The sequence below is a fragment of the Aromatoleum buckelii genome (assembly GCF_012910785.2).
GTDB lineage: Bacteria > Pseudomonadota > Gammaproteobacteria > Burkholderiales > Rhodocyclaceae > Aromatoleum > Aromatoleum buckelii.
In genome coordinates, this window is sequence record NZ_WTVH02000009.1 from 495,467 (window position 1) to 511,779 (window position 16,313).

The 16,313-nt window shown below is 64.1% G+C and carries 13 protein-coding genes; 7 read left to right on the forward strand and 6 right to left on the reverse strand.

What is annotated here, in order from left to right:
• The first annotated feature begins 4 nt into the window (after positions 1–4).
• The 3 genes from GO608_RS08485 to GO608_RS08495 are packed head-to-tail and all read left to right on the forward strand — an operon-like array spanning position 5 to position 3,557.
• Positions 5–1,486, forward strand: a complete 1,482-nt coding sequence (locus GO608_RS08485; protein WP_169197399.1) for an NADH-quinone oxidoreductase subunit M — start codon at positions 5–7, stop codon at positions 1,484–1,486.
• Between the two features lie 36 nt (positions 1,487–1,522).
• On the forward strand, positions 1,523–2,992 hold the full coding sequence (nuoN, locus tag GO608_RS08490; protein WP_169197398.1) for an NADH-quinone oxidoreductase subunit NuoN: 1,470 nt from the start codon (positions 1,523–1,525) through the stop codon (positions 2,990–2,992).
• Entirely contained in the window at positions 2,970–3,557 is a 588-nt protein-coding gene (locus GO608_RS08495; protein ID WP_169197397.1) for an NUDIX domain-containing protein, read from the forward strand. The genes nuoN and GO608_RS08495 overlap by 23 nt, the downstream gene beginning before the upstream one ends.
• Before the next feature lie 95 nt (positions 3,558–3,652).
• Here GO608_RS08495 and GO608_RS08500 read toward each other — a convergent pair whose 3' ends face one another.
• Positions 3,653–6,544, reverse strand: a complete 2,892-nt coding sequence (locus tag GO608_RS08500) for an adenosylcobalamin-dependent ribonucleoside-diphosphate reductase (protein WP_169197396.1) — start codon at positions 6,542–6,544, stop codon at positions 3,653–3,655.
• 397 nt (positions 6,545–6,941) lie between these two features.
• The gene (locus tag GO608_RS08505; RefSeq protein ID WP_281505717.1) at positions 6,942–7,994 is read right to left on the reverse strand and encodes a cation diffusion facilitator family transporter; all 1,053 of its coding nucleotides are present in this window, start codon (positions 7,992–7,994) and stop codon (positions 6,942–6,944) included.
• 118 nt (positions 7,995–8,112) lie between these two features.
• Here GO608_RS08505 and GO608_RS08510 point away from each other — a divergent pair, with 118 nt between their 5' ends.
• Entirely contained in the window at positions 8,113–8,907 is a 795-nt protein-coding gene (locus GO608_RS08510) for an endonuclease/exonuclease/phosphatase family protein (RefSeq protein WP_247003023.1), read from the forward strand.
• A 9-nt stretch (positions 8,908–8,916) separates the two neighbouring features.
• Here GO608_RS08510 and GO608_RS08515 read toward each other — a convergent pair whose 3' ends face one another.
• The 4 genes from GO608_RS08515 to GO608_RS08530 all read right to left on the reverse strand — a co-directional run bounded on the left by GO608_RS08515 (position 8,917) and on the right by GO608_RS08530 (position 12,139).
• The gene (locus tag GO608_RS08515) at positions 8,917–9,711 is read right to left on the reverse strand and encodes a DUF2189 domain-containing protein (protein WP_169197395.1); all 795 of its coding nucleotides are present in this window, start codon (positions 9,709–9,711) and stop codon (positions 8,917–8,919) included.
• Positions 9,712–9,774: 63 nt separating this feature from the next.
• Positions 9,775–10,584, reverse strand: a complete 810-nt coding sequence (locus tag GO608_RS08520; RefSeq protein WP_169197394.1) for an alpha/beta fold hydrolase — start codon at positions 10,582–10,584, stop codon at positions 9,775–9,777.
• A 5-nt stretch (positions 10,585–10,589) separates the two neighbouring features.
• The gene (locus tag GO608_RS08525) at positions 10,590–11,894 is read right to left on the reverse strand and encodes an O-acetylhomoserine aminocarboxypropyltransferase (RefSeq protein WP_169197393.1); all 1,305 of its coding nucleotides are present in this window, start codon (positions 11,892–11,894) and stop codon (positions 10,590–10,592) included.
• Between the two features lie 29 nt (positions 11,895–11,923).
• Positions 11,924–12,139 carry a DUF465 domain-containing protein gene (locus GO608_RS08530; RefSeq protein WP_169117011.1) on the reverse strand — a complete coding sequence of 72 codons (216 nt, stop codon included), beginning with the start codon at positions 12,137–12,139 and terminating at the stop codon, positions 11,924–11,926.
• Positions 12,140–12,419: 280 nt separating this feature from the next.
• On the opposite strand from GO608_RS08530, the gene GO608_RS08535 reads away from it, so the two are divergent.
• The 3 genes from GO608_RS08535 to htpG all read left to right on the forward strand — a co-directional run bounded on the left by GO608_RS08535 (position 12,420) and on the right by htpG (position 16,263).
• Positions 12,420–13,628, forward strand: a complete 1,209-nt coding sequence (locus tag GO608_RS08535) for a lytic murein transglycosylase (protein ID WP_169197392.1) — start codon at positions 12,420–12,422, stop codon at positions 13,626–13,628.
• A gap of 52 nt (positions 13,629–13,680) precedes the next feature.
• Complete coding sequence (gene greB, locus GO608_RS08540; RefSeq protein WP_169197391.1) at positions 13,681–14,241, forward strand: transcription elongation factor GreB; 561 nt, start codon at positions 13,681–13,683, stop codon at positions 14,239–14,241.
• Positions 14,242–14,316: 75 nt separating this feature from the next.
• A complete protein-coding gene (gene htpG, locus GO608_RS08545; RefSeq protein WP_169197390.1) occupies positions 14,317–16,263 on the forward strand; it encodes a molecular chaperone HtpG in 1,947 nt (648 codons plus the stop codon).
• Positions 16,264–16,313 lie beyond the last annotated feature (50 nt).

Sequence of the window (16,313 nt, forward strand, 5' to 3'; positions counted from 1 at the left end):
AACGATGACGGGTTTGCCATTCCTGAGCCTTGCGATCTGGGTACCGATCCTGGGGGGGTTGCTCGTGCTAGCGACCGGGTCGGATCGTAATGCGCCGCTGGCGCGATTCCTGGCCATGCTGGTCGCCATTGCCGGTTTCCTCGTGACGCTGCCGCTGTACTCGCAGTTCGACGCGAGTACCAGCGCGATGCAGTTCGTCGAGATTTTGCCGTGGATCCCGCGCTTCAACATCAATTACCACCTCGGCGTCGACGGGATTTCGGTCCTGTTCATCCTGTTGAACGCGTTCATCACGATCATGGTCGTGATCGCGGGATGGCAGGTGATCCGCGAGAAGGTGGCGCAGTACATGGCTGCGTTCCTGATCATGTCGGGCCTGATGAACGGCATCTTCTCGGCACTGGATGCCGTGCTGTTCTACACGTTCTTCGAGGCCTCGCTGATCCCGCTGTATCTGGTCATCGGTATCTGGGGCGGCGCGAACCGGGTGTACGCGGCGATCAAGTTCTTCCTCTATACGCTGCTCGGCTCGCTGCTGATGCTGATCGCGTTGCTGTATCTGTTCATGGAAGCGGGGGGCAGTTTCAACATCCTCGACTGGCACCAGCTGCCGCTCGGGATGGGGCCGCAAACGCTGATTTTCTGGGCTTTCCTCATCGCGTTCGCGGTGAAGGTGCCGATGTGGCCGGTTCATACGTGGCTGCCCGATGCGCACGTCGAGGCGCCGACCGGGGGTTCGGTGGTGCTGGCGGCCATCGCGCTGAAGCTGGGTGCCTACGGTTTCCTGCGTTTCTCGCTGCCGATCGTCCCGGACGCGGCCCAGGCGATGGCCCCGATGATGATTGCGCTGTCACTGATCGCGGTGATCTATATCGGCTTCGTCGCTCTCGTGCAGACGGACATGAAGAAGCTGGTCGCCTACTCGTCGATCTCGCACATGGGCTTCGTCACGCTCGGGTTCTTCATGTTCAACACCATCGGCCTCGAGGGGGCGCTGGTGCAGATGATTTCGCACGGCTTCGTCTCGGGCGCGATGTTCCTTTGCATCGGCGTGCTCTACGACCGCATGCACTCGCGCAACATCGCCGATTACGGCGGCGTGGTGAAGGTGATGCCGAAGTTCGCCGCGTTCTTCATGCTGTTTGCGATGGCCAACGCCGGACTGCCCGGCACCAGCGGCTTCGTGGGCGAATTCATGGTCGTTCTCGGTGCGGTCCAGTTCAATTTCTGGGTCGCGTTCGGCGCAGCGATCACGCTGATTCTTGGCGCTGCATACACTCTCTGGATGTACAAGCGCGTGATGTTCGGCGTGATCGGCAACAACCACGTGGCCCAGCTGAATGACATCGACGGGCGAGAGTTCGCGTTTCTCGGGGTCCTGGCCCTGTGCGTGCTGGCAATGGGCTTGTACCCATACCCCTTTACCGAAGTCATGCATGCTTCGGTCAATGAACTCCTGCGGCACGTTGCCGTAAGCAAGCTCTAATCGAGCGGGCGAGACTTTTTTCGGACTGGTCAGAAGATGAATTTTGTTATTCCGGACTTCTACCCCGCGGCGGCCGAGATTTTTGTTGCCGTGATGGCGCTCATCGTCATGATGGCAACGACCTTTGCGCGTGGGATTGCGCGCGGTCTGGCCTATTATCTGACCCAGGCAACCCTGGTCGCCGCCGCGTTCATCACGATTGGAACGATGGACGGTGAGGTCACGTTGACTTTCAGCAACATGTTCATCTCGGACCTGATGGGCGATTTCCTCAAGGTGATGATCTACTTCACCGTCGCAATCGCCCTGCTGTACGGGCGAGGCTATCTCGCCGACCGCAACATCGATCGTCCCGAATACTATCTGCTCACGCTGCTGATGACGCTCGGCATGATGGTGATGGTTACGTCGAACCACATGTTGTCGCTTTACATCGGACTGGAGATGATGTCGCTGTCGCTTTACGGGATGGTGGCGTTCGACCGCGAGTCGGCTCGTTCGACCGAAGCGGCGATGAAGTATTTCGTGCTCGGCGCGCTCGCGTCCGGCCTGCTGCTGTACGGCATGTCGATGGTTTATGGTGCGACCGGCAGTCTTGAGTTCTCGGGAATCGCGCAGTCGATCTATCACCAGGCCGCGAACAGGACCGTGCTGCTGTTCGGCGTGGTGTTCCTGGTCGCGGGAATCGCGTTCAAGCTGGGGGTGGTGCCTTTCCACATGTGGGTGCCTGACGTCTATCAAGGCGCGCCGACGGCCGTGACGCTGATGATCTCGTCGGCACCCAAGCTTGCCGCGTTTGCGATGACGATGCGGTTGCTCGTGTATGGCCTGTTCGAGCTGGCGGAACAGTGGCAGTCGATGCTGATGTTCCTCGCCGTGCTGTCGATCATTCTCGGCAACTTCGCGGCGATCGCCCAATCCAGCATCAAGCGGATGCTGGCGTATTCGGGCATTTCGCACATGGGCTTCGTGCTGCTGGGCCTGCTTTCCGGCGTGGTCGAGGGCGACCGCCATTTCGCGCTCAACGCCTACAGTTCGGCGATGTTCTACGCCGTGTCGTACGTGATCATGAGCCTCGCGTCGTTCGGAATGGTGATCCTGCTGTCGCGGGCGGGGTTCGAGGCCGAGAATATCGACGACTTCAAGGGCCTGAACAAGCGCAGTTCCTGGTTCGCCGCAATGATGATGGTCGTCATGTTCTCGATGGCGGGCATCCCGTTCTTCATCGGATTCTTCGCGAAACTGGCCGTGCTCCAGGCGGTCGTCGCAGCGGGCTATGTGTGGCTCGCCGTGCTGGCCGTGGTGATGTCGGTGGTCGGCGCGTATTACTACCTGCGCGTCGTGAAGGTCATGTATTTCGATGAACCCGCCGACTCCGCGCCGATTCGTGCTCCGGCCGAAGTCCGCGTGATGCTCTCGGCCAACGGTCTGGCGATCGCGGTACTCGGCCTGCTGCCCCAGGGGCTGATGTCGGTCTGCGCCTATGCCTTGCTCGCCTCCCTCTGAGCGGGACCCCCTCGAAGAACTCGAACTCGATTCCGAGCGGGTTTTCGACGGGGCATTGCTGGAGGTCAGACGCGATCGCGTCAGCCTCCCCGATGGGGCGGAATCGCTGCGCGAATATGTGCGGCATCCGGGCGCGGTGGTGGTGCTCGCAGTGCTTCCCGACGGCGGGCTGCTGTTCGAGCGCCAGTATCGCTACCCGCTTCGGCGGGCCTTTCTCGAGTTGCCGGCCGGAAAGATCGATGCCGGCGAAGACCTGCTGAGTTGTGCTCGCCGGGAACTGCGCGAAGAGACCGGTTACGAGGCGGACGAATGGCAGTACCTGGGTGTTATGCACCCGTGCATCGGCTATTCGGACGAACGCATCGAGATTTTTCTCGCACGCGGCCTCACGCATGTCGGTACCGCCCTCGACGACGGGGAGTTTCTCGAGGTCCTGACCCTTTCCGTCGAGGAGGCACTCGAGGCGGCCCAGGAGGGACGCATCACGGACGCCAAGAGCATCGTTGCGCTGTTCCGGGGTTTTCGTGCGCTGGGCCTGGCGGTGGGACCGGCGGGCGGCAGCTGAAAGGTCTCGAGGCAACCCTGCCTAGCTGTGCCGCTTGTTCCTTTGCGATCACCAAAAGCCCGCGAGTTTCCGCTCGCGGGCTTTTGTTTTGCTCCTCAGCCGCAGGTCCCGACGGCACCGCAGGCGGTGCAGAAATCGCAACCGTCCTTGCGGATCACCGAATAATTCCCGCATTCGGCGCACAGCGCACCCTGCATGACTTTCGGGTCGCTGTTCTCGCGCGGCGCCTCGAGAATACCCATCTCGCGGACCGGATAGCCTTTTTCATCGAGAACGCCGAGCATCGCGTAGCGGTGGATGATCAAGCGTGCCATGTACGCGACGGTGCTCGGATAGTTCTGCTGACGCTTTGTCCCCGGCACGAAGGCCATGAAGTCGCCGAGGGGTTCGGGGTAGTTCAGCAGCTTGCGCAGCTTCATGCCGATCCACGCCGGGTCCATGACCCGCATGTCGAGCGACAGGATGCGGGTCAGCCCGTCCAGCGCCCGGGGGTAATTGCCGGAGAGCCACAGCGAATACGGCCGAGTGACGCCTACCGAGAAGTCGTCCTGGGCCGGTAGCGTGATCTCCTTCATCCCGAGCACGAAGTCTTCGCCGGTAGCGGGGTTCTGGATGTCGACAGTCCAGGACAGCGTGCCGTCGGTGCCGGTCTTCGGCTCCTGCAGGCTGAACAGCGTGTCGAGCACTGGCGTGGGGCCCTCGACAGCGAGTGCGCCGAGCCGTTCGCAACGATAGCGCACGACCTGAGCGAACGCGGAAACAACACCCGGGAAGAGTTTTTTCTCCCCGTGAGGCGGGAACGGCATTTCGAACGACTTTTCGCCGATCGTCATGGCCAGCGTCTCGAGCTTCAGTTTGAGCCAGCCGTGGTCGTTGGCGCGCATGTCCATCGACAGCGTCTTGGCGACTGCGCCGAGGCCGCGCGGCTGGTCGGCGCCGTTGACCCAGACTTCGAACGGGAAACCGCTGATGCCTTGGGTTTCGGTTTCGATGTGGCCGACGAACAGCGCGAATTCCCCTTGCGGCGTACCGAGCATGTAGGTCCACGCGAGGTTGCCGTCGGGCAGTTCGGGGCGGCCGGGCCAGCGCAGGCTCGACAGCACCGGCGCGGGCAGGCTCTTGATCGCCAGGCGCTTGTTCGGCCCGGAGAATTCGATGTCCTGCGGTTGCTTCGGTCCGGCGGAGGGCGTCACCGACAGCACCGAGCCCAGCACCGAGTTCGGGCGATAGGTCGCCAGACCCTTGAGACCGGCTTTCCATGCCGACAGGTAGAGGTCCTCGAACTCGGCATATGGGTAGTCTTCCGGCACGTTCACGGTCTTCGAGATCGACGTGTCGACGTACGGCGCGACCGCTGCGACCATGTCCTTGTGCGCCTGCGCGGAAATTTCGAGAGCGGTGACGAAATAGGGCGGAAGCTCGTCGATATTGCCGCCGAGGTGCTTGAAGAGCCGCCACGCGTAGTCCTCGACCGCGTATTCCTTGTAAGTCCCGTCGGCCATGCGCTTGCGGCGCGTGTAGGTGTAGGAGAACGGCGGCTCGATGCCGTTCGACGCGTTGTCGGCAAAAGCGAGCGAGATCGTGCCGGTGGGGGCAATCGAGAGAAGGTGGGAATTGCGCAGCCCGTGCTTGCGGATCTTGTCCTTGAGGTCGGCGGGCAGGCGCGATGCGAAGTTGCCGCCCGACAGGTACAGGTCGGCGTTGAACAGCGGGAAAGCCCCGCGCTCCTTCGCAAGCTCGATCGACGCGAGGTAGGCGCGGTCTCGCATGTACTCCGAAATCTTTGTCGCCATGGCGCGCGCTTCGGGCGAGTCGTAGCGTTTGCACAGCATGATCAGCGCGTCGCCAAGTCCCGTGAAGCCGAGGCCGACGCGCCGTTTCGACTGCGCTTCGTTCTCCTGTTGCGCCAACGGCCAATGCGTGACGTCGAGCACGTTGTCGAGCATGCGGATCGCGACGTCGACGACCTTGCCGAACGCCGGGTAATCGAATTCCGCCTTGTCGGTGAAAGGGTGCTTGACGAACGGCGTGAGATTGATCGAACCGAGGTCGCAGCAGCCGTATGGCGGCAGCGGCTGCTCGGCGCAGGGGTTCGTCGCTTCGATCGTCTCGCAGTAGTGAAGGTTGTTGTCCTGGTTCATTCGGTCGAGAAACAGGATTCCCGGCTCGGCGTGGTCGTACGTGGAACGCATGATCTGGTCCCACAGCTCGCGCGCGGGCAGCTTGCGGTAGACCCACAGGCCGTCGTCGCGCTGGTAGGCGCCGGCCGCTTTCAGTTCCTCGATCGGTTCGGCCTTGTGCGCGAGTTCGACGTCGGCATCGGTGTCGACAGCCTTCATGAACGCGTCGGTCACGCCCACCGAGATATTGAAGTTGGTCAGGTCGCCATGATCCTTGGCGTGAATGAATTCCTCGATGTCCGGATGGTCGCAGCGCAGCACACCCATCTGGGCACCGCGACGGGCGCCTGCCGATTCGACGGTTTCGCAGGAACGATCGAACACGCGCATGTAGGAAACCGGGCCGGAGGCATTGGAAAGCGTGCCCCGGACCAGCGCGCCCTTGGGCCGGATGCTGGAAAAGTCGTAGCCGACTCCGCCGCCGCGGCGCATCGTTTCTGCTGCCTGTGCGAGGGCGGTATAGATTCCGGGGCGCCCATCGACTGCTTCGGTCACCGAATCCCCGACCGGCTGGACGAAGCAGTTGATCAGCGTTGCCTGAAGATTCGTTCCGGCAGCGCTGTTGATGCGGCCGGCGGGCACGAAGCCTTTTTCCTGGGCTTCGAGAAATTTCGCTTCCCAGTGCGGGCGCTTGTCTTCGGCTTCGACAGTCGCCAGCGCCCGTGCCACCCGGGCGCGCACTTCGCCCACGCTCCGTTCATCACCCTTGGCGTATTTTTCGACCAGGACTTCGCCGGAAATCTCCTGCGGCGCCAGCGTGGATGTGTCGGTCTTGCCCTTGGCCTGATGATGGATAGCGATGCTCATGGTCTTTTTTGGAGTTGTCTGAAGGTGATCGAAGAATAGCGTGTAAAAGCCGATAAGGCAAAAAAATAAAAGTGTTAAAAAACAAGATCTTGATGTTTATTTCGGTATGTCAACCGCTAGATTTGCACTATATGTAGTAGGTCTGGTGAGGGCGTTTTTCCCCCGGATCCCGCTTCCCGCAAGGGTCTTGCGGGGTTCTGCCGGAAGCGGTGGCGGAGGTCCGGTGAAAAGAATTCCTGCCGCCTCGGTGTCCGGCCGAATGCGAAAAGACGGCTATGGTCTGCTGACCTGGAACGACCCGGGCGATCCTGCCCGCAACGTGATTCGGGCAACTGCGTGGTCCGGAGGATCGTCACGAGGCGGAGTTCCTCCGCAGCGAACCACGTTTCCGTCTTGCTCAGCGAGATCCGGGGGGAGGGCTCGCCGCGGACTTCGGCCCGGGAGGGCGCGATGAAAACGTGACGATCTGGCCTGGCAAGGGTTCAGGCTGGAGCGTTGCATGGTGGATGTCGAATTGCTCGGCGAGGAGCCGTTGCAGCGCCACGAGGCTTGTTGGCCACGCTTGCGATGAGTGCAGGACGACATGCGCCGAAAGTGCGACATGGTTCGAGTCGAGGCTCCACACATGCAGGTCGTGAATCGAATGCACTCCTTCGACTTCCGCCATCGCGTGACCGATGGCCCCGAGTGAGAGATTGTCCGGCACACCTTCGAGCAGCGTGTGGGTCGCCACGCGAAGCAGTTTCAGCGTCGAGGCGAGGATCAGTCCGCAGATCAGCATCGACAGCAGGGGGTCGGCGGGGTACCAGCCGGTATAAAGGATTACGATCCCGGACGCGAGTGCGGCGACAGAGCCAAGCAGATCGCCGAACACGTGAAGCAGCGCGGCACGTGTGTTCAGATCGCCTTCGCCGCGCGACAGCATCCACGCGACGATCACGTTGATCGCCAGCCCCAGCGCGGCGACGCCGATCACGGTGCCGGCTTCCACCGGCTGCGGCGTGATCAGGCGCTCGATCGCGTGCCACGCGATCAGCGCCACGACGAACAGCATGAACAGTCCGTTGAGCATCCCCGCCAGAGTCTCGACGCGGCGCAGTCCATAGGTGTGCCGGGGGCTGGAGGGACGGCGAGCCAATATGCTCGCCGCGGTCGCCAGTGCCAGGGCGAGGCTGTCGGTGAGCATGTGTCCTGCGTCCCCGAGCAGCGCCAGCGACCCTGACCACCAGCCTGCCATGGCCTCGACTGCGGCAAAGCCCAAAGTCATTGCGAGCGCCCAGGGCAAGGCGCGGTTGGGGTGTCCGTCGGGATGGAGGGCCTCGCCATGCCCGTGGTGCGCGTGATCGTGGATCGCCGTCCTCCTGTTCGTCGTTGTCGGAAGGTGCTCCCGCGTTCCCCTGCAGGGATGCCTAGAATGAGTATGTTTCGTGCTCGATCCTCGCCGGGTCACTGGGGCGAGCGTGCAAGATCGCCCGGAGGCGAGAGTCCGGACGGGCAACCGGAGTCGAAGTATGCGCATTGTTTCGTGGAACATTCAATAGGGCCGCGGCGCGGACGGGCGCGTCGACCTGGCCCGGACCGTCGCCGCGATCCATGACATCGGCGATGCGGAGGTGATCTGCCTGCAGGAAGTGGCGCAGAATTTCCCCGGTCTCAAAGGCGGCAACTGCGAAGATGAAGTGGCGCTCCTGGCTGCGGCCTTCCCGGGCCATGAAGCGATATATGGGGCGGGCGTCGATGTGCCCGATGGGGCCGGCGGGCGGGCGCGTTTCGGCAACCTGATGCTGTCGCGGCCGGAGGTCGGCGCCGTATTCCGGCATCTGCTTCCGTGTCCTGCCGACCCGGGACAGCCCGCGATGCAGCGCTGCTGCGTCGAGGCCGTACTGCAGGCGCCGTGGGGCCCGGTCCGCGTTCTGACGACGCATCTCGAATACTATTCCGCGCGACAGCGCGGGGCGCAGGTGGCCATGTTGCGGGCGCTGCAGAAGGAGGTTGCCGGACACGCCGGCGCCGACCCTGGCGGCGGGGACGTCAGCCCGGCTTTTGCGGCACGGCGCCGGCCGGTGACCGCAGTCGTCTGCGGAGACTTCAATTGTGAGCCCGGATCCGGCGCCTACACGCTGATGTCGGCGGATATCGCGTTACACGTCCCGGCGTGGCGGGACGCCTGGCGCGTCAAGCATGGCAGCCGCGCACATGACCCGACGGTCGGCCTTCACGGTGCCGAGTGGCCGGGACGGGCCTATTGTTGCGATTACGCCTGGGTGTCGGAGGATCTCGCTGCCCGTGTCGCGAAAGTGGAAGTGTACGCAGCGACTCCGGCGTCCGACCATCAGCCGCTGGTGCTCGAGTTGAACGATTGACGACGGTCTTCAGCCGGCCGGCGCGGCCGGCAGCACGAGGTCGCGATACGCGTGCCAGCTCGCGTGGCCGACGATCGGCATCAGCACCACCAGCCCGAGATGGAAGGTCATGAATCCGATCACCGTCAGGCCGGCGATCAGGAACGCCCAGAGGATCATCGCGCTTGGGTTGCGCATCAGTGCACCGACGCTCGTCAACATCGACGAAATCGCATCCTGGTTGCGGTCGAGCATCAACGGCACGGAAATCACGCTGACGGCGAACACGATCGTCGCAAAGATCAGGCCGACGCCGAAATAAACGAGCAGGAACTCGAGGTTGTCGAGGGCCAGCAACTGCGTCAGAAAACCTGACAGGTTCGGCATCTCGTTAGTGTAGAACAGCGCGAACACGACCATCGAGGCGCGCGCCCAGACGAGGAACACGATGCCCAGCACGACGGCGAAAATGCCGATGTTGCCAGCGTTACGCTTCCACACCGTCAGGGTCGGAAGGAGCGCGCAGGCCGCGCCTTGCTCGCGCCGCCGGCTGATCTCGTACAGGCCCATCGCGAGAAACGGCCCGAGCAGGAGAAAACCCGACGTGAGGGCGACGGTGTAGGCATAAGCGTGCTCGAAAACCATCGTGACGAGCAATCCCATCGCGGCAAAGCAGAATCCGTAGAACAGGCTCGGGATCGGACACGCGCGGAAATCCGCCCAGCCGCTCCTGAGCCAGTGCAGCGGCGCCCCCGCTCCGACGTCCCGGACAACGGGAAACGCCCACTCCTCGGTTCCCAGCTTGACATCCTCCGGCTGCGACATCTCTCTCTCCTGTTGTGGACTTTGTTGTCGATGCAGCGCACGGATTGCCTCTTTGTCTTGTTGTCAGCGGCGGGTGAGGAAGCTCCGTATGGCATTGCCCACTGCATCGGGGGCCTCCGCCAGCATTGCGTGCCCGGCACGAGGAATGGATATCATACGTGCGCCGTCCGTTACCCCGGCAAGCGCTTCGTGCAGGGGTTTGACTGCGCGCCGCGGAGTCATCTGGTCGCGCTCGGCGCAGAGCAGCAGCGTCGGGCAGCGGACCGCTGCGGCAGCCGCGAGACCCCCTTCGTAGGCGTTGCAGGCGCCGAGGTCGATGGCCAGCACGCTGTCGCCCTGTCGTTCCATGAGTCGGCGATTCAGTCCAGTGAGCGAGATTCCCGGTACCGCGCTCGCCCCGAGCTGCGACGCGAAAGTGTAGGACCAGTGGTTGATCATCGCGTGGGCTGCGGCCCGGTCACCGTTTGCGGCGGACAGCAGCGGTTCGGCAACCGGCATCGGCGCGACACTTCCGAGCAGAATCAGCTGCGTGGCGCGATCAGGGAACTGTGCCGCAGCCTGCAGCGCGACGAGCGACCCCATGCTGTGACCGGCAATGGCGGCACGCCGGACGCCGGCCGCATCGAGCAGTGCCCCGAGCCAGTCTGCGAGCGCTTCGATCGACGCGAGCGGGGCGCCGCCCGAGCGCCCATGTCCGGGGAGATCCGGGACGAGCACCGAAAAGCCGTGGCGCGCGAGGTGGCGCGCCTGGAAGTTCCACACGCTGTGATCGTGAGCGGCGCCATGCAGCAGCACGACGACCGGCTGCGCGGGCGCGAAACTCTGCCCGCCCGTATAGATGAAGACCGGGAGCCCGGATACCGTCAGCTGCACCGTCTCTATCCTCCGACCACCCGGCTCGCCGCATACAATCCGCGGTCGAGGTCTTCGATCAGGTCGTCGATGTGCTCGAGCCCCACCGACAGTCGCAGCGTGCCTTCGCCGATCCCGGCGGCAGCGAGCGCGGCGGCGGACAGGCGGCAATGGGTCGTGCTCGACGGGTGGCTCACGAGCGACTTGGCATCGCCGACGTTCGCCAAGTGCGAGAACACTTTCAGGCTCTCGATGAAGGCGCGGGCGGCCTCGCGTCCGCCGGTCAGCTCGAAGGACAGGACCGCTCCCGCGCCATCCGGCAACAGCCGGCTCGCCAGCTCGTGATCGGCGTGGGTCGCGAGTCCGGGATACGCGACTCGTGCGACGATCGATTGACGGGTAAGGTGGGCGGCGACGGTTCGCGCATTCGCGACGTGCGCACGCATCCGCAGCGGCAGCGTCTCGATGCCCTGGAGGATCTGGAATGCGTTCATCGGCGAGAGACAGGCGCCGAAGTCCGGCAGCGCCTCGCACCGAACGCGCAGCAGGAAAGCCGCGACCGGAGATTCCTCGCTGAAATCCATGCCGTGAAAGCCGTCGTACGGCTCGGTCAGCGTCGGGAAGAGGCCCGACTGCTCCCAGTCGAACCGCCCGCTATCGACGAGCAGGCCGCCGACGGCGACGCCGTGGCCGCCGAGAAACTCGGTGGCCGAATGCAGGACCAGATCTGCGCCGAGCGACAACGGGCGCTGCAGGCAGGGGGTGACCAGCGTCGCATCGACGAGCAGCGGGACGCGGCGGGCATGGGCGATCGCGGCGACGGCGGGAATGTCGAGCACCTCGAGGCCGGGATTGCCGAGCGCCTCGCCGAACAGGAGCCGGGTTTCGGGCCTGATCGCGTCACGCCATTCGTCGGGGCGGCGTGGATCGACGAAAGTCGTCTGGATACCGAAGCGCGGCAGCGTGTGGGCCAGCAGATTGCGGGCTGCGCCGCCTAGCGAACGCGACGCGACAACGTGATTGCCGGCTCCCATCAGCGTCGTGATCGCGACATGCAGTGCCGCTTGGCCGCTCGCCAGCGCAATCGCGCCGATTCCCCCTTCCAGGGCGGAGATGCGCTCCTCGAGGACTGCGCTGGTCGGATTCGAGAGGCGCGTATCGACGTGCCCGGGGCGCTCGTGGTTGAACAGCGCCGCGGCGTGATCGGCATCCGGAAAGACGTAGCCGGCGGTGAAATAAATCGGTGTCGCGCGCGCGCCGAAGGCCGGGTCAGGGAACTGCCCTGCATGCAGGGCGAGCGTCTCGGGGGCAGGGGGTCCGTACTGGGTCATTGGCGGCCCGGAATCCTCGTCATCCGGCTTCAGGCCCGCTCGTCGGGTTCGAGCATGCGTTCGACGACGGCGATCCGGTCTTTCAGGGCGAGCTTGCGCTTCTTGAGGCGGCGCAGCAGCAATTCATCTTCCTGGGGCGACGCATCGAGGTGGCTGATCGCCTCGTCGAGGTCACGATGCTCGGCCCTGAGTTCGGCCAGCCTCACCTGCAGGCTGGTAACGTTGTCGAATGCTTCCTCGCTCATCGTATACCTGTTCAATTTAAGGGGATTGCATGCGGTCCGGGCGGCGGGGCCGGTAACGCCGGATGGTATGCCGCAGAACGGGCAATGACAACTCCGGCCGGGCTTTCGGAAGCGCGGAACTGCGCCAGCGGCGACGGGGGATGCGGGATCGGGGGCCGTGTCGGGCACGAAAATGGCGAGCGATGCCGCCGGTTGCCTCGCTCCGCCATTCGTGTCAGGCTCGCGTCCGAATTGCGTCCGCCCCGTTCGCCGCTTTCCGCCATTGCCGAGTCGTTCCACAATGATTCCCCGACGCTTCCCCGCCTGGTCCCTGCTGTGTGCCGCGCTGCTTCCGTTTCACGCCGACGCGCAGGAGTCCTTTCCTCGCTGCCTCGAAGAGTTGCGCGGTATGGCCGCCACGCACGACATCGCACCGCCAACTTTCGAGCAACATGTGGCCAGGCTCGAACCGGACATGGCGGTGATCGGCTTGCTCGACTACCAGCCCGAATTCCACACGCCGATCTGGGACTATCTGGCAGGACTGGTGGACGACGAACGCGTCGCCGACGGCCGTGCGATGGCGGTCCAATGGGCCGGGACGCTGCAGGACATCGAAGCGCGATATGGCGTCGATCCCGCTACCGTCGTTGCGGTGTGGGGCGTCGAGAGCAACTTCGGGCGCAATTTCGGCAAACGCCCGCTGCTCGTTTCGCTCGCAACCCTGTCCTGCTTCGGTCGGCGCCAGGACTACTTTCGCGGTGAGTTCTTCACGGCGCTGAAAATCCTCGAGGATGGCCACGTCGCCCCGGAGCGCCTTGCCGGTTCGTGGGCCGGGGCGTTCGGCCACACGCAGTTCATGCCTTCGACTTTCCGGCGCGTCGCAGTCGATTTCGACGGCGACGGCCGGCGCGACCTGATCGACAGCATTCCTGACGCGCTCGCCTCGACGGCGAACTTCCTGCGCGAGGCGGGCTGGCAGACGGGCCGGCCATGGGGTTTCGAAGTCGCTCTCCCGCCCGACTTCGACGCCGCCGGCCTGGCCGGGCGCCGCAACAAGCGGCCACTGTCCGAATGGGTCGCACTGGGCGTGCGTCGCGCGGACGGAAGCGCGATCGAGCCGGGCGCCGAAGCCGCGGGCCTGCTGCTCCCTGCCGGCGAGCAGGGCCCGGCGTTCCTCGTCCTGCGCAATTTCGATGCGCTGTACTCCTATAACGCGGCCGAAAGCTACGCGCTCGCGATCGCCCATTTGTCCGATCGCCTTCGCGGCGGAGAGCCGTTCCGCACCTCGTGGCCGACCGACGACCCGGGGTTGTCCCGCGCCGAGCGGCGCGAAGTGCAGACATTGTTGTCGCAGCTCGGCTACGACGCAGGAGAGGCCGACGGCGCGCTCGGTGCCCGTTCACGCGCAGCGGTGCAGCAGTTCCAGCGCGGGCAGGGGCTCGACCCTGACGGCCGCGCCGGTCGGCGGGTGCTCGAACTGCTGAGAAAGGCGTACGCTGAGCGCTGACGACCGGCTATCGCATTCCTGCGAGCCTTTGCCGAAGAACTGGATGCCCATCGTGAACAAAGCCTTTGTGACAGAAAACGACGGCGCCGACGATGACGACGACGTACCCGTCGCGGTGCGCCTGCCGGTCGGTGCGAAAAACTACATGACGCGCCGTGGCTACGAGAGCCTGCGCCGCGAACTCGATCACCTCGTCCGCGTCGAGCGGCCGAAGATGGTCGAAACCGTCGCCTGGGCGGCGTCGAACGGCGACCGCTCCGAGAATGGCGATTACATCTACGGCAAGAAACGGCTGCGCGAGATCGACCGGCGCATCCGTTTCCTGATCAAGCGCATCGAAAGTGCCGAAGTCGTCGATCCCGCCGACCAGCGGGAAATCGACCAGGTGTTTTTCGGCGCGACGGTCAGCATCGTCGACATCGATAGTGACGACGACAGCGAGCAGACCTGGCAGATCGTCGGCGTCGACGAGGCCGACGCCAGCGCCGGCCGGATCAGCTGGATCTCCCCGCTCGCACGGGCACTGCTCAAGGCGCGCGAAGGCGACGTCGTGCGCTTCATGAGTCCGGCCGGGCCGCGCGAGATCGAAGTGGTCGAGATCCGCTACGTCTGATCTCGTGCGGGGGCTTGAAATCCGGGGTCTCCGCTCCCATCTGCTGCGCGTTAATCAGCAGATGGAGTTCACGCAATGACCACCGAGCACGCCGCAGGCGCTCAGACCCTCAATTTCCAGGCCGAGGTGAAGCAGCTGCTTCACCTGATGATCCACTCGCTGTACTCGAACCGCGAGATATTCCTGCGCGAACTGATTTCGAACGCGTCGGACGCGTGCGACAAGCTGCGTTTCGAAGCGCTCGACAAGCCGGAGCTGTTCGAAGGCGACAGCGAGCTGGCGATCCGCATCGGCTTCGACAGCGATGCGAAGACGGTCACCGTGTCGGACAACGGCATCGGCATGAGCCGCGATGAAGTGATCGCGCACCTCGGCACGATCGCCAAATCCGGCACCAAGGAATTCTTCTCGCAGCTCACCGGCGACCAGAAGAAGGACGCGCACCTGATCGGCCAGTTCGGCGTCGGCTTCTACTCGGCGTTCATCGTCGCCGACAAAGTGACGGTGGTCACCCGCCGCGCGGGCTTGCCGGCGACCGAAGGCGTGAAGTGGGAATGCGCGATGACTGGCGACGCGGCGGGCGAATACACCGTCGAAGCGATCGACAAAGCGGCTCGCGGCACCGAGATCACGCTGCACCTGCGCGAAGGCCAGGAAGACCTGCTGTCGGGATGGAAGCTGCGCGGTCTGATCCGCAAGTATTCGGACCACATCGTCCAGCCGATCCTGATGAAGAAGGAAGAGTGGGACAAGGACAAGAACGAGCAGGTCACGACCGACGAAGACGAGACGGTCAACCAGGCGAACGCGCTGTGGACCCGCTCGCGGAACGACATCACCGAAGAGGAGTACAAGGGCTTCTACAAGCACGTCGGGCACGACTTCGACGAGCCGCTGGCCTGGACGCACGCGCGCGTCGAAGGCCGCCACGAATACACGCAGCTGCTCTACATCCCGTCGCACGCGCCGTTCGACATGTGGGACCGCAACGCGCGCCACGGCATCAAGCTCTACGTCAAGCGCGTGTTCATCATGGACGACGCCGAGAAGCTGATGCCCGCCTATCTGCGCTTCGTGCGCGGCGTCGTCGATTCGAGTGATCTGCCGCTCAACGTGTCGCGCGAAATCCTGCAGGAAAGCAAGGACATCGACACCATCCGCTCGGGCTGCACGAAGAAAGTGCTGGGCCTGCTCGAGAGCCTCGCGACGAGCGACGACGCTGCCGACAGGGAGAAGTACGCGACTTTCTGGAAGGAATTCGGCCGTGTGCTGAAGGAAGGCGTCGGCGAGGATTTCGCGAACAAGGACAAGATCGCCGGGCTGCTGCGCTTCGCCTCCACGCATGCCGACACACCGGATGAAGTCGTGTCGCTCGCCGATTACATCGGCCGCATGAAGGAAGGCCAGGACAAGATCTATTACGTCACCGCCGAATCGTTCAACGCGGCGAAGAACAGCCCGCATCTCGAAATCTTCCGCAAGAAGGGCATCGAGGTGTTGCTCTTGACCGACCGGATCGACGAGTGGGTCATCGGCAACCTGCCGGAATTCGACGGCAAGCCGCTGGTGTCTGTTGCGAAAGGGGGGCTCGACCTCGGCAAGCTCGAAGACGAGGCGGAGAAGAAGGAAACCGAGAAGGCCGCCGACGAGTACAAGGAACTGCTCGAGAAGATGAAAACGAGCCTCGGCGAACGCGTCAAGGAAGTCCGCGTCACGCACCGCCTGACCGATTCGCCAGCCTGTCTCGTCGCCGACGAGCACGACGTCGGGATGAACCTGGCGCGGATCCTGAAAGCCGCCGGCCAGCAGGCACCGGCGTCGAAACCGATCCTCGAGATCAACCCGCAGCACCCGGCCGTGATGCGTCTGAAATACGAGGAACGCCAGTTCGACGACTGGGCGGCGGTGCTGTTCGACCAGGCATTGCTTGCCGAGGGCGGCACGCTCGACGACCCGGCGACGTTCGTGAAACGGATCAATCAGTTGATGATGGCGATGGGCGGTTCAGCCGGCGCCGACTGAGCGCCGCAGCGGGCGGCGCGCCCGCGTGATGCGACAACGCCACGTACCGG